Source organism: Spirosoma gilvum (genome assembly GCF_054776815.1).
Genome location: NZ_BAAHBH010000003.1, coordinates 62,126 through 76,165, shown reverse-complemented (window position 1 = coordinate 76,165; position 14,040 = coordinate 62,126). Strand labels below are relative to the sequence as shown.

General features: G+C 46.6%; 9 protein-coding genes. 7 read left to right on the top strand and 2 right to left on the bottom strand.

Going from position 1 to position 14,040, the window contains the following annotated elements:
* Window positions 1-261: 261 nt before the first annotated feature.
* Window positions 262-2,829: a TonB-dependent receptor gene (locus ACYVFD_RS08660; RefSeq protein WP_461089507.1), complete on the bottom strand. Its 2,568-nt coding sequence runs from the start codon at window positions 2,827-2,829 to the stop codon at window positions 262-264.
* A gap of 530 nt (window positions 2,830-3,359) precedes the next feature.
* On the bottom strand, window positions 3,360-4,040 hold the full coding sequence (locus ACYVFD_RS08655; RefSeq protein WP_461089506.1) for a hypothetical protein: 681 nt from the start codon (window positions 4,038-4,040) through the stop codon (window positions 3,360-3,362).
* A 216-nt stretch (window positions 4,041-4,256) separates the two neighbouring features.
* Between ACYVFD_RS08655 and ACYVFD_RS08650 the strand changes: the two genes are divergently transcribed.
* From ACYVFD_RS08650 to ACYVFD_RS08620, 7 genes are all read left to right on the top strand, one after another.
* Window positions 4,257-6,269 (top strand): sensor histidine kinase, encoded by a 2,013-nt coding sequence (locus ACYVFD_RS08650; protein WP_461089505.1) that lies wholly within the window; start codon window positions 4,257-4,259, stop codon window positions 6,267-6,269.
* A gap of 124 nt (window positions 6,270-6,393) precedes the next feature.
* Window positions 6,394-8,616, top strand: coding sequence for a penicillin acylase family protein (locus ACYVFD_RS08645; protein WP_461089504.1), 2,223 nt, complete (start codon window positions 6,394-6,396; stop codon window positions 8,614-8,616).
* Window positions 8,617-9,002: 386 nt separating this feature from the next.
* Window positions 9,003-9,767 carry a hypothetical protein gene (locus ACYVFD_RS08640; RefSeq protein WP_461089503.1) on the top strand — a complete coding sequence of 255 codons (765 nt, stop codon included), beginning with the start codon at window positions 9,003-9,005 and terminating at the stop codon, window positions 9,765-9,767.
* Between the two features lie 360 nt (window positions 9,768-10,127).
* On the top strand, window positions 10,128-11,156 hold the full coding sequence (locus ACYVFD_RS08635; RefSeq protein ID WP_461089501.1) for a hypothetical protein: 1,029 nt from the start codon (window positions 10,128-10,130) through the stop codon (window positions 11,154-11,156).
* Entirely contained in the window at window positions 11,110-11,673 is a 564-nt protein-coding gene (locus tag ACYVFD_RS08630; protein ID WP_461089500.1) for a PD-(D/E)XK nuclease family transposase, read from the top strand. The genes ACYVFD_RS08635 and ACYVFD_RS08630 overlap by 47 nt, the downstream gene beginning before the upstream one ends.
* A gap of 250 nt (window positions 11,674-11,923) precedes the next feature.
* Entirely contained in the window at window positions 11,924-12,913 is a 990-nt protein-coding gene (locus ACYVFD_RS08625; RefSeq protein ID WP_461089499.1) for a lipid A deacylase LpxR family protein, read from the top strand.
* A 129-nt stretch (window positions 12,914-13,042) separates the two neighbouring features.
* Window positions 13,043-14,002, top strand: a complete 960-nt coding sequence (locus tag ACYVFD_RS08620; RefSeq protein ID WP_461089498.1) for a UTP--glucose-1-phosphate uridylyltransferase — start codon at window positions 13,043-13,045, stop codon at window positions 14,000-14,002.
* Window positions 14,003-14,040 lie beyond the last annotated feature (38 nt).

Here is a 14,040-nt window from a genome sequence, read left to right as displayed (position 1 = left end):
TAGCTATCAACTTACCCGTGATATGCAGTTCGCAAACAAGTGATTTTAACCTTTGCCCTTCAATTACGTAAACCCATACACGTTATAAAGTATTTATCCCAGAAGTAACCGCAAATATCATAAAAATAGAAAAAAGCTGTTTGCGTTACATGATACATAACGCAAACAGCTTTCGTAAAGTGAAAAAATTTATGTTCTGGTCATTGGGAGCCTAAACTTTACGTTTATTTCTGGCTCTTCTACCTGTTTAATACACTGTAATTAGAATGTATAACGGAACGTAATGCCGTAGGTTCTGGGATCGCCAACAATACCGGCATAATGTCCGGCGCTACCAGGAGCGGCCAGTAACTGCTCGTAATAGTTGGTATTGAATAGGTTTCTCCCCCATACGAATACTGAAATACCCGTCGAAGCCCTGAAACCCAGTCGGCTATTGGTTAAGCTATACCCGTCGATATTCAGGTATTGAGAAGGCGATGGGCTCGATGAAAACGATGACCGATAGAACGCGTCAAGTCCAAAAAAGTAATTACCCTTCAGGCTAAAAAGCTCACCCCGTGCGGTAACTTCACCACCTACAGAGCCTGACCATTTGGAAATTCCGGGCAATACTCCTCCTGAAATATCTTTGAATGCCTGCTCACCGCCTGTTTCCTCAAGAGGTACGGGCGCATTCTTGAACGATACGTAAATACCATCGGTATAGGCTAGTGCCGTATTGAGCGTCAACTGATTACCTACCCGTAGGTTTCCATCTACTTCAACGCCCAGCACGCGAACCTTTTCGGCGTTGGCCAGATAGCCTCTGTTTACACCTGGTTCGGGCGTCTGGACCTGCGTTTGGTAATCTTTTATCTCAGTATCGTAAACGGTTATATTCAGAGTTGAGTTGGGCGATGGTTTTGTTTTTAGCCCAAATTCGAGGTGAGTCACGAACTCAGGCTTCACTTTAGCCAGATCGAGTAATACCTGACCATTGGCGGTTGGTAATCCACCAATATTAATCCCAACCGGTTTGTAGCTAATGGCATACGTTCCAAAGGCATTAACCGCTCTACCCGCTCTGTATTGTACCGTAGCCTGCCCGGAAAAATTATCCTCTGATACGTTCGTATCGAACGCCTGATTCGTATACACGGCATTCTTTAAGGCGATCAACGCAGGATCAGTTGTTTGAAGACCACCGTATGTCTCCCGTTTATAATTGGCAACTTTCTTGTCGTAATTATATCGAATTCCGGGCAACACGTGCAGCTTATCGGTTATTGCCCAGTCAAGTTGGCCAAAAACGGCTAAACCCGTACTCTTGATGCGGTTGGTTGTCCGAATACCGAAATTGTCAAATAGACCCGGTGTTTTCCAAAGTGCACTCGTAGAACTTTGAGCAAAACGCCACTGGGCCGAGCCAGCTTCTTCGGTTTGTACAGGGTCCGACTTCAAATCCTGCCAAAGACCGAAAAATCCAATCACCCCACTCAATCGGGACGATACCTTACCGGCATACCGTATTTCCTGCGACCACTGATCGTGAATCGAGTTGCCCGATGAAATCGTGAATACTGGCAAACCGATGTAATCGCGGTCGTTCAGGGGCGTCCACCGCCAGTGACGCCAGGCTGTAGTAGAGGTCAGGGTTCCATTACCTAGTTTTATATCGGCATTTAACGATACGCCACCCAGTTTATTATCCGCTTTTGAGGGCGTGTCAAGATCGACAATACGCTCAAATGCACTGGAATAAGGCAGCTTGTAATTCAAATCGGCGATGATCGCATCGAACTGACGATACGCAGCCCGTTTGGTAGGCACTACACCGGCTACCGGCCAACCGTAGCCGTTCGGTTTCTGCGTAGACGCATCGCCGATGAGGGTGATCTTCACATTGTCGGAAGGTGTGTATAGAAGTTGCCCGCGAAAACCGATATTGTTAATATCATTGATGTTCTGCTGGGTATGCACATTGTAGAACAGACCATCGCGTTGGGTACCAGTAAACGATACGCGTGCCGCCAGTTTCTTGCTCAATGGCCCTGTCAGCGAACCTTTTGCCTGAATGAAGCCATAATTACCATAACTTAGTTCAAAGCTTCCGCTGGGTACAAAGCTGGCCGGACGAGTTGTAATGTTAAAGGCACCAGCCGTTGTATTTTTTCCATATAAGGTTCCCTGAGGTCCTCTCAACACTTCAACCTGCTCAATGTCAATGAAATCAAGGGCGGTAGCCGCCGGACGTGCGTAGTATACGCCATCCACATAAAATCCGACGCCGGGGTCGATCCCATCGTTTGTCAGACCATAGGTCGAACCAAGTCCGCGAATGTTCAGGGTTGTGTTCCGGGCGTTGGACGCATATAATTGAACCGTTGGCACTAACTCCTTCAGCCGGTTCACGTTGAAAGCCCCCGCATCTTCGGCACGAGTACCACCCACGATCGAAATCGGAATAGGCACTTCCTGGGCTGATTCCTGACGACGTCGGGACGTAATGACCACATCGGCCAATTGATTAGCCCCCTCTTCCAACTGAATTTCTGTATTGTTATCGCTAACGATAACTTCTTTGGTCTGATAGCCCAGGAAGGATACGACAACGGTAAAAGGAAGCTTTTGTCCAGTAAGCAGCTTAAACTGCCCATCCGCATCTGTCGCGTTTCCATTTGTGGTTCCTTTAATGGTCACTGTAGCGCCCACCAGCACTTCTTTTGTGCGGGCATCAATAATCTTTCCTGTTACGGTCGAATTAATAACAGGAGCATTCTGTGCTGTTGCAATTAGAGATAACAATGTTAACCCTATAGATAAAATAGATTTTAAAGCTGTATTCATGTTACTTGTGTCAATTAATACGGTTGATTAGCAGACTGGCGAGTTGTGTCTACATCTGGCAAACTGCTTTAATCTGAAATCACGTTCGTAGTGTGTTATGTTGGTTCTTGGTTATCTATTCTCCCTATAATCCCGGTTGTAGGTAGACTATTAGTACTTATAGTCTATTGAATTAGTAGGAATTGCAAAACAGGCTTAGATTTTACTTTCTTCCAAATGTTTACATGAAAAAACTGCGAAATGCACCGATTTTCTTTATTAGGGATAACCAAAGCTTTAAATAAGTCAATTCGTATTTATTGACGCGTACTAATTTTACAGCCTGACTCGACGAATTTTAAACCGCTTATAGTAAGTTATTCGCATGGTTACTATGAAGTATGGCCTTTATCCGTTTTCATGGAAAGGTACAATTGACTTAGCCTTGTGGTAGCCACTATCCTGATACTGATTTTAGCAAAATCGGGCATAAAAAAACCGGTCAGTTTTTTAGAAACTGACCGGTTTTTACAATGTATACTCAATACTGGCTAGGCAGCGCGGCTGCTGTGCGGACGACGCAGAATGGGCGACCGAAGCGATTGGGCATTGGCTTCTTCGATTACCTGCTCCGACACCATACCCAGATGGTTTGCCCGTTTCAGCACATAATCGAAAGGCATGTTGAAATAATTGGCAACTTCACTACGGAAGCTATCCGGGAAACGGGTTAGCCGCAAGCCGAAAAACTTACGAACTTCTGCTTCAGGGAGCATGGCTGCTAACGCGACTCGCTCGGCTTCGGCCAGCAGTTCTTTCCGGACAGGATACAGGTGTTCCAGTCCTATAGAAGCCGCCAGAATATTCAGAAACAGGTTTTTATACATCATTGACAGCTCAGCGGGTAAAATCACCCACCCCTGTTCCCGAAACTTGGCCGAAAATCCGGTCAGGCCTTGTTCCCCGCGAATTTCACCCGCGATGAACTCATCTGGAAACTGGAGCCGATCGTCGGTTTTCTGAAGTCGGAACACGACCGCTTCGACCGGACTTTTTTGAAACAGTAAGTTTGCCGGAAGCGCCCGGGTTGCCTCCCACTGGTCGGTCATGCGCATAAACAGACTTTCATTTATGGGCAGATTGTCGGGGTTGCCGAGGCTAATGAGCATTCGACGGAAAGCGGCCAGAAAATCGATCTGGAGCTGGGCTGGATTCGAACGTCCTTTTTTCATGCGGATTGAGTTGCCAGGTGAGGTTTTATCATCAGTTGCTGGCTCATTAGGCTTGTTGTTGTTGAAAATTGGGGTTGTAAATATACACAATAACTCACTGAAAACAAAGGCATAAACCAGAGAAAGCACGGCCGTATTATTCATTCCGGCCAAGAGTTTGTAACTTGCTTCGGCTATATAATAATTTAACCCTACAAGGACCTACCGGACACACGCATGAATGCATTCGATCAGCCCTATTCCGCCCCATCTTCACATGGACAATTGGCTGACTCCATCGGTAGCAGTCATCTGGACAGTATTTTCGAGACAGCGCCTGTCAGTATCGTGTCGTATCGAGCCATCCGTAATCAGGGCAAAGAAGTTGTCGATTTCAAACCCTTGCGGGTGAACCAACGCGCCCTAATTGCCTGTGGGCACACGCGTGAAGCCATCATGTCGTCAACCCTGTTGGGATTGTTTCCGCTATTCCGGGGAAGTGCGCTATTTGACGATTATCTGGCGGTTGTACAATCGGGCGAAAACCGACGAAACGATCATTACATTCCAGACCTTGGCGGCTGGTTCGATATTTCGGTGTCCAGTATTGCTCCCGATGAGCTATCGGCTGTTTTCATCGACATTAACACCCGAAAAGAGGCTGAGTTGACCATGCAGCGACAAGCTGAACTGTTGACTCAAATTAGTAAGTCAACACAAATGGCCGTTTCAAGCCACCTACCCATTCGGGATGAACAGGGCCGAATCATTGATTTTCAATATATATTTTTCAACGAAAAAGCCAAGGAGTGGCTTCCCGTCGATTGGCGGAATGTTCTCGGAAAAACGGTACGAACGATGGGGTTTGCCAGCCATGTCGACCAAACGATTGCTCGTATGGCTCGTGTCGTTGAAACGGGCGAAGCCGATCATTTTGATGCTACCATTGCCGACGGACGCATATTTTACAACATCATTGCTCGCTCGGGCGAAGGGACGGTTTCAACCTTCATTGATGTAACAGAACAACGTAAGGCCGAACAGCGCATTCTGGAATTAAAGGCTATTTCGGATCAGCAAACCGCTTTATTACAAAGTATTCTGGATGCGTCGCTTACGGCCATTGCCTGTTACGAAGCAGTCCATACTGAACAGGGTTCAGTTGTCGACTTTCGCTTTATCCTGGCGAATCAAACTACCTTCGATATCCTGGGCACCACAGCTAATGAACTGTATGGTAAAACGATTATTGAGCTTAACCCTGCTCTGCTCGGCAGTGCTGTACTCGACAAATACATAAGCGTTTATGATACCGGGCAATCAATGGTTATGGAACGTCAGAGCCGGGGACGTTTCTATTATGTATCGATGGTAAAATTTGGTGATGGCATCCTCTCATCGGCCATTGATATAACCGAAAGTCGGAAATACCGCGAGCAGTTGGAATCGGCTAACCTGGCTCTTAGGCAAAGCAACGACAACCTCCAAAGTTTTGCTTACGTGGCCAGCCATGATCTGCAGGAACCACTCCGGAAAATCCGGTCATTTGGCGACCTGCTCCTGAATGAATACAGTGCATCGCTACCCGACAATGGGCAGGATATGCTTCGCCGGATGCAGGCGGCTGCCGAACGGATGAGTACGCTTATTCAGGACTTACTGAGCCTGTCGCGACTGACTACACAGCAATCATCGTTTGCGGCTGTAGACCTGAATAAACTTCTGAATGAAGTATTGACGGATCTAGAAACGGTGGTGGTGGATGCGGGAGCCATTGTTGAGCTAAGTGCCCTACCTGCTGTATCGGGTGATCAATTACAACTTCGGCAGTTGTTCCAGAACCTGCTTTCCAACGCGCTAAAGTTCCGCCAGTCAGATCGCTCTCCCCGGGTACTTATCCATACCCGACAATTGAGTGCCCAGGACGTACCAGCCAGTTTGTTAGCGTACATAGCTACCAGCGACCCTACGCCAGCTCGTTTATCAACTACCATTGTCCAGACGAGTGATTCGGCCAAAACGTACCATGCCATCTCCATCAGCGATAATGGAATTGGTTTTGATGCCGAACGCTATGGCGAGACGATTTTTGGCGCTTTTCAACGACTCCACGGACGAAAAGGCAATTTTATGGGTACGGGGATCGGGCTAGCCATTGCCAAGAAAGTGGTCGAAAATCATCATGGAGGCATCACAGCCCATAGCCGCGAAGGTGAAGGGGCTACGTTCACGATATATCTGCCTGCATAAACTGACCCTTAACTGATAGGTCGGAACGCCAAACCTAGCCCTTGGAAAATTGGTCTGCTGAGATTATCTTTTCAAGAATTTATCGCCCTTTCTTCATCAAAAGAGGTTTCTCCCTAAACGCTCTATGCATTGTCCAAAATACTCATCAGCACAACGAATTAGCTTATTTTCCCTCCTTTTCATTTTGTGGTCAGTTTCAGGATTTGGCCAACCGTTCACAAAAACTGAAATTACCCGCTGGCAACAGCAGGCCAAGCAGATCACGATTACCCGCGATACCTGGGGCGTTCCTCACATCAACGGCAAAACGGATGCCGATGCTGTTTTCGGTGTCCTCTATACCCAGTGTGAAGACGACTTCGCCCGTCTCGAGACCAATTACATCGACGCCATTGGCCGGATGGCTGAAGTAGAAGGCGAATCGGCGCTGTATCATGACCTACGAGCACGGCTCTTTCTGGATTCTACACAGGCTATTGCCATTTATAAGAAAAGCCCGGTCTGGATGAAAAAACTGCTGGACGCGTTTGCCGACGGCAGTAACTATTATCTCTATACGCACCCAGCAGTAAAACCGCGACTCCTCAAACGATTCCAGCCCTGGATGCCGCTGATGTTCAGCGAGGGAAGTATTGGGGGCAACATCAGTGGCGTTTCGACCGATCGATTGAAAGCATTTTACGAGCACAACAAATTCACCTCATCGATCAACGATTTTGATAAATACGAACGGGAACCCGTCGGCTCGAATGGATTTGCCATTGCTCCGTCTAAAAGTGCTACCAAGAATGCGATGCTGCTCATTAATCCGCATACGTCGTTCTATTTCCGGTCGGAGGTACATCTGACCAGTCAGGAAGGGCTAAATGCGTATGGTGCCGTCACCTGGGGACAGTTTTTTATTTATCAGGGCTTTAATGAATATTGCGGTTGGATGCATACGTCCAGCGGTGCCGATTCGATGGACGAATATCTGGAAACCATTGAGAAAAAAGGCGATACCTATTATTTCAAATCCGGTGCGACATTAAAGCCCGTTCGGACACAACGAGTACGGCTACCTTATAAATCCGGAAATGGTATTCAATACAAAGAATTTACCCTGTACTGGACCCAGCACGGGCCGGTAGTGGGCGAGGCTGATGGAAAGTGGATTTCGGTCGCCATGATGAATACACCCCTGAATGCGCTGGAGCAATCCTACCTACGAACCAAAGCGAAAGGGTATGCAAGCTACAAAGACGTGATGAAGCTCAACGGCAACGCATCGAACAACACCGTTTTTGCCGATCGTGATGGTAACATCGCTTACTGGCACGGTAACTTTATGCCCAAACGCGATCCCAAATTCGACTGGAGCCAGCCCGTCGATGGCAGCAATCCCGCTACCGACTGGAAAGGGATGCATGCGGTCGATGAACTGGTACAGGTTCACAATCCGGCGAGTGGCTGGATTCAGAACTGCAATTCGACGCCGTACACTGTTTCGGGGAACAGCAGTCCGGCTAAAAATGCGTATCCGGCCTATATGGCTCCCGATGCCGAAAACTACCGGGGTATCAATGCCGTTCGGGTACTGAGTCAGAAATCTATATTTACCCTCGACACGCTGATTGCAGCCGCCAACGATCCCCATCTAGCCGGATTCGATGAGCTGATTCCCGCGCTAGTAACGGCCTATGAAACAGTAAAGAATGACCCTGTCAGTTCATCAACCGACGTAACCGAAGCCATTCAGGTGCTCAAAGACTGGAACAAATGCTACGGCACTACTTCGGTGGGTACGACACTAGCCATTTACTGGGGTGAAAAAATTCAGCGACTGGCCCGCAATCGGGTTCCCGCCACCCAACGGCTCGGCTTCCTGAGCTTTACCGATTTCGTGATCAATAAGACAACGCCACAGGAAAAAATTACGGTTCTGAAAGAAACCCTTGCCGAACTAACCCGTGATTTTGGCACCTGGAAAACGCCTTGGGGCGACATCAACCGCTACCAACGGCTGACAGGCAATGTTCAGGAAACCTACGACGATCAGAAACCCAGTATTCCAGTTGCGTTTACGCCCTCCGTTTGGGGTTCGCTGGCGGCTTACGGAGCCCGTACCGCCCCCAATACGAAAAAACGCTACGGGTATGTTGGTAATAGTTTCGTAGCCGTCGTCGAATTTGGTAAACGAGTGAAAGCCCGCTCCGTTGTGACTGGTGGCCAAAGCAGCCGCCCTGGTGAAACCCACTTCACCGATCAGGCCGATTTATATTGCGCCGGCAAATTCAAAGACGTCTGGTTCTACCCCGAGGACATCAAGCAGCACGTCGAGAAAACCTATCACCCCGGCGACAAATAATATAAAACTCCGCCAAGATCATTATATGTCTTGGCTTTTTGCATCTTAAACTTGCTAATCTCAAGCATAAAGCATTCTTTTATCACAAATTGGCGACAAACAAGTAATGCGAAACTACTGTCTACTGATAACCAATATGATATAGTTCCGTTTATTCGCGTACAATACTATGTTGGGTGAACATAAACAGCTGAAAACAACGTAGTGGTCGGCTTCGGTCGACAGACCGTACGGCTCGGACAGCGAACTTTAGGAGTCAATTTAGAACTTCTGTGGACACGAGAAACGCCTTGGCTGGGCCAGTTTAGGCTTCCATGTCGATCGGGTGTGCGACAGAGTGAACACCCCTGTTCGGCTTTGTAATACAAAAATCGTTTTAAGGTTATATGAGAGTTTATTTATTAACTGCGCTTAGTTTAATCACCATTAGCTGCAAAAACCAGGTAGATAAAGAACTGACTAACAAAGAATTGCCGGTAAAAATTACTAGTGGAAGCTATGTAACTTCATTAGAATATGATGCTCAAGACAGACTAGCTAAACTTGATAAAGGAACTACTTATTACCTTATCGAGTATTCAAACGATAGTAAGGTAAGCAAAGTAAGCCGCGAACTGAAAGGACAATATATTGATCTAGTTTACAGCAACAATGAAGTAATTGGTAACCTTTACGTCTACGATAGCAACTCAAATAAGTTCTATTCCAAACCGGGTGTAATATTTCATTTGACAGTTGATGCAAAAGGACAACTTGTAAAAATTACCAGAGAGGCAGCCAACTCAAATACTACTTTGCAATATGATGTGAACAGAAATTTAACCGGTGCCAAAGCATTCATTGTTAACTATTCCAGAGCCATCCTCTTCAAAGGCTTTGATAGCCGCAACAACCCATACAAGGACATTCCTCAATATCAATTAATTTATTTTCTTATTGGCTGCATGGAAGGGGCATATGATGGAGATGCTTGGGAAGAAAGTCAATTTTTAAATAATCCCAGTTATATGGGATTTGCCTTTAGCGTGAACAGTGATACGCTCTGGCAAAAAATTATTAATGAATACAACAGCAAAGATTATGTAATCAAGCGAACATACCATGATGTATTTGGCAACGCAAGAGTAGTATACAATTATACATATAAATAAATTTTAAAGGCGAACAAAACTAAATCTTCGTGAGTGTCACCTGTCTGCGACAGGATGCTCGTCCCGAGGGCGGGTTTACAGCCCATCAAACAGGGGTGTAAAGGCTGACACTACGTTTGTTGTCTTAAGTGGTCTCCTCATCCATCAACCCTTGTGGGTTTGGGTGCAAGCCAAAAAGTAAAGTGTGTTTGCGGGCTTCGTGCGACAGGCGGCACGTCCCGACAGGACAGGTTTTTGCTTGTTCGGCAGGTTGAGAAACGCCTTGGTTGGGCAGGCTTAGGTTTCCATTTCTGAGTTTCAGATGACAAGGAAAAACGCCTGAGTCTGTATTTTTTGATTGAGAGAAGCAGATCATGTATTATGCCCGCCATTTATATCTATCTGGACTGGAATGTGTTTGATAGGCTGCAAAAGATTCAGCAGTTAAATGATTCTGATAAAGAAGCATTCACATTCATCAACAATTTAGTAACGCAGCAAAAAGTAATTGTACCTTACTCAAATGCTCACATTAATGACCTTATAAGAGGTTACACGAAGAATCCAACCTATACGCATGGAGATTTAAGCTTTATTGCTCAGATCACTGGCAATTTGGCGGTTGTTCAGTATTGGGGACATGACCAGGTCACTTGGCATCAACGAGATGTGTTTCAGTTTTTCGAGGACGCTCTTGAAGAAAAAAGTAATGATTTCGATTCACTTGAAAAACTTTGTGAAGGTAATGAGTTTGGCATGATGAAGGCAATGATGGAGTTATTTAAAAGCGTGCCTCTACCTGACAACTTTCCTAAATCGTTTGAGTTTGACCCAGTATTTAATAAAATTTTTGCTACGTCGAGAGAAAAGCTGACTATGTTTTCTCTGATGGACGATCTGCTGAAGATGTCAAGCCTACTCAGAACAGATTATTCAATATATAAGTCTCTGAGAGGGTTTACAAGTAAAATCATAAAGAAATACAAAAGTGACCCGAACCTCAGAGCGCAGCTCCAAACTTTTGACAATCAGGAGGCTCCTAATTTTCTGAAAGCATCTTCGGACGAAATGTATGGATGGGCAAAAAATAAGTCATCTTCAAAAACATCTGATAACAGTGATTACAGCAAGGTAATTGATACTTATCTTAAGATTGATTGGAGAGGCTATAAATCTGATGAAAGATTTGACAATATGATTGACGACGCTCTACATACATTTTATGCTGCTCACTGCCATTTTTTTTTAACCGAGGACGATAGATGCCATTACAAAGCAACAGAGACATTCAAAGAACTTGGCATTTTGACGCAAGTGTTCAAACCGAAAGATTTTCTGAGCTTCGCCAGGCAGATTCTTAAAGATGGTGATTCTGAGCAGATTTCAGGGACAGGAGCGGGGCGAGTTTGATTATGCTAATCTGCCCAAAATCTACGCTATCGCCATCTTAGCCAAGAGTATTTTACCAACCACTCATTTCCATACTATTGCCAATCTGCGGAGCGAAGCGGGTGAAATCATTGACACCCAACTGACGTTTATTACGGTAGAATTGGCTAAGTTTAACAAGCCAGTCGCTGAGATAGAGACTGATTTAGAGAAACTGGTTTATACTATGAAGACGCTGCACACAACCGAGCCTACTCAATATCCTGCTTTCTGGAACGAGGAATGGCTGAAACGGGCCATTGACGAGTTGGACACACGAAAGATGACTCCAGAGGAAAGAGCTTACTTTGCCCGTGTGACAGCAGCCAATGCAGAAGCAGTTAAAGCTGAGAAGCAACGGATTCAAGAAGCGGTAGAGCATAAGGAAATTGAGACAGTAAAGAACCTGTTGAACTTGGGGATTTTAACTCTCAGTCAGATAGCTCAAACCGTTGGCGTGAGTGAAAACTTTGTTCGCAATCTCTCTGGCGACAGGTAGCAGGCCGCGAGGTCAAGTCCACAGTCCAACCGGCCATGTGTGTAAAGGCTCCCTACGGTCGCCATCGAGCCCCCGTAGTCGTCGTATGTTCCACTAAGCTGAAAAGGAGTGTTTTTGAATCTCTTGCTACATAAAGAAACACAGAAAGTAGTGCCTCATCTAGCCCTTACTAGCCTATAAGACTCTTCTCCCTAGCACGGGGATTATGCCTATCAATCTATTCCCTCATGATAAGCGTAGATAGTTTATCATGCAGAAAACTACCATTTTCCTAGTTGCTTTGGGATGCTTACTCTCCATGTTGAGTGTCGCGCAACGAATCGACAATACGGCGTCGTTTCGGCAAATGGGCTCCGATACGTATTTTCGCTTTCACTACGACAATGACTATTTTACGGCGACGGACCGATATTATACGCAGGGCTACAACGTCGAAGTTGTCAATCCGGCACTCCGTAAAAACCCGCTGACGAAACTGCTCATTAAACCGAAACGCAGCCATATTCAGTATGGCCTTGCGCTGGAGCATTTTGGCTTTACGCCCACTACACTCGGAAGCGACGCTATACTGGTAGGCGACCGTCCGTTTGCGGCTTGTATTCTGCTCAAAACATTCAGTATATCGACCGATACGGTGCGTCGGGTTAGGGTGTCGTCATTGTTAAGTACGGGTATGGTGGGACCAATTGCGTTTGGCTATGAAATGCAGGCGGCCATTCATCGGCTCATAAACGGTGTTGAACCGCATGGCTGGCAGCACCAGATTCGCAACGATGTCATTTTGAATTATCATCTTACGTACGAAAACCAGCTCTATGCCTATCGCCATGCACTGTCGGTGAGCGCCAATGCTCAAGCTCAGGTGGGTACCTTTGTGGATCGATTGCAAACAGGATTTGTGGTCATGGCGGGTCGATTCGACTCACCATTTGGCAACCTTGCGATCAGCAAGCGGGTACAATTGTATGTGTATGCTCAGCCACTGGTTAGCCTTGTCGCCTACGATGCTACGCTACAGGGCGGATTATTCAATCGAAGCAGTCCGTATGTAATTCCAGCCGATCAACTGGCTCGGGCTACATTTCAGGCAAACTATGGAGCCGTGTTTCGCTACAAAAAACTATACCTGGAATATTACCAGTCGCTACTTACCCGCGAATTTGAAACGGGAATGCCTCATCGCTGGGGTGGCATAAAAATCGGTGTTGCTTTCAAGCCATCCGCTACGCCGGGAAAATGAGCCTAGTCCAAGTCTGTTCGGAAAACTACTGTTTTGAGTTGCTAAGGTTAGCGGATAATAAATCTATATATAGGCATCTTGGTTAAGTGATTCATGTTACTCTATCTTCGTTGGAAATACATCGAATACATGAAAATCAGAAAAGCAGTTATTACCGCAGCCGCACGCGGAGAACGTCTATACCCCGTCGCCGATACAATACAGAAAGCCATGCTCCCCATCATCGATACCGATGGACTGCATAAACCCGTCATTCAGGCGATTGCCGAGGAAGCTTTTCTGAGCGGTATTGAGGAAATCTGCGTGGTGTGTGCGCCCGGCGATGGTGATCGCTACATCAATGCCTTCACCTCCCTGCGCGACAACCTGATTAAATCATACAAAAACGTTGACTGGGCTCGGGAAGAAGCCGAAAAAATTGATACTCTCATTAGCCGGGTCCGCTTTGCCGAACAAGCCGAACCGCTGGGCTATGGCCATGCCGTTTACTGTGCCAAAGACTTCGTAGCCGACGAACCGTTCCTCCTCCTTCTTGGCGACTATCTGTATATTTCTAACCTGACCAGCAAACGATGCGCCACGCAGCTCATCGAACTAGCCGTGCAGGAAAACTGCTCGGTATCGGCCGTTAATCCGACCATTGAACATCAGATAGGGCGCTATGGCACACTCACCGGCAAACATATACCGGGCCTGAATGGGGTATATCAAATTGAACGGCTCATCGAAAAACCATCGTTGAGTGTGGCTGAGCTTGAACTGCAAACGCCCGGCATGCGGGTCGGCTACTACCTCTGCTTCTTCGGTATGCATGTATTTACCCCAATGGTATTCAGTCTGCTTGAGAAACAAATTGATCAGGGCAGCACCAATACACCCCTGACACCGGCTTTGCAAGAACTGGCTCATGTCGAAAAATACCTGGCGTTGGAGGTGAAGGGCAACCGGTATGATCTGAGTGGGCGGCAGGGACTTTTACGGGCTCAGATGGCGCTCGGTCTGGCGGGTATGGCACACGACGAAACACTGACATCGATGGTTGAACTGCTGGCGGAGGCCAATTCGAGGAAGGCACAACTCGCTCAGTAACTAGCCGATAGCCAACCCTTCTGACCAACTAAAGCGCT

Coding starts and splice junctions, on each gene's coding strand:
- ACYVFD_RS08660 (WP_461089507.1), bottom strand. CDS start 2,829: ATGAATACAGCTTTAAAATCTATTTTATCTATAGGGTTAACATTGTTA.
- ACYVFD_RS08655 (WP_461089506.1), bottom strand. CDS start 4,040: ATGAAAAAAGGACGTTCGAATCCAGCCCAGCTCCAGATCGATTTTCTG.
- ACYVFD_RS08650 (WP_461089505.1), top strand. CDS start 4,257: ATGAATGCATTCGATCAGCCCTATTCCGCCCCATCTTCACATGGACAA.
- ACYVFD_RS08645 (WP_461089504.1), top strand. CDS start 6,394: ATGCATTGTCCAAAATACTCATCAGCACAACGAATTAGCTTATTTTCC.
- ACYVFD_RS08640 (WP_461089503.1), top strand. CDS start 9,003: ATGAGAGTTTATTTATTAACTGCGCTTAGTTTAATCACCATTAGCTGC.
- ACYVFD_RS08635 (WP_461089501.1), top strand. CDS start 10,128: ATGCCCGCCATTTATATCTATCTGGACTGGAATGTGTTTGATAGGCTG.
- ACYVFD_RS08630 (WP_461089500.1), top strand. CDS start 11,110: ATGGTGATTCTGAGCAGATTTCAGGGACAGGAGCGGGGCGAGTTTGAT.
- ACYVFD_RS08625 (WP_461089499.1), top strand. CDS start 11,924: ATGCAGAAAACTACCATTTTCCTAGTTGCTTTGGGATGCTTACTCTCC.
- ACYVFD_RS08620 (WP_461089498.1), top strand. CDS start 13,043: ATGAAAATCAGAAAAGCAGTTATTACCGCAGCCGCACGCGGAGAACGT.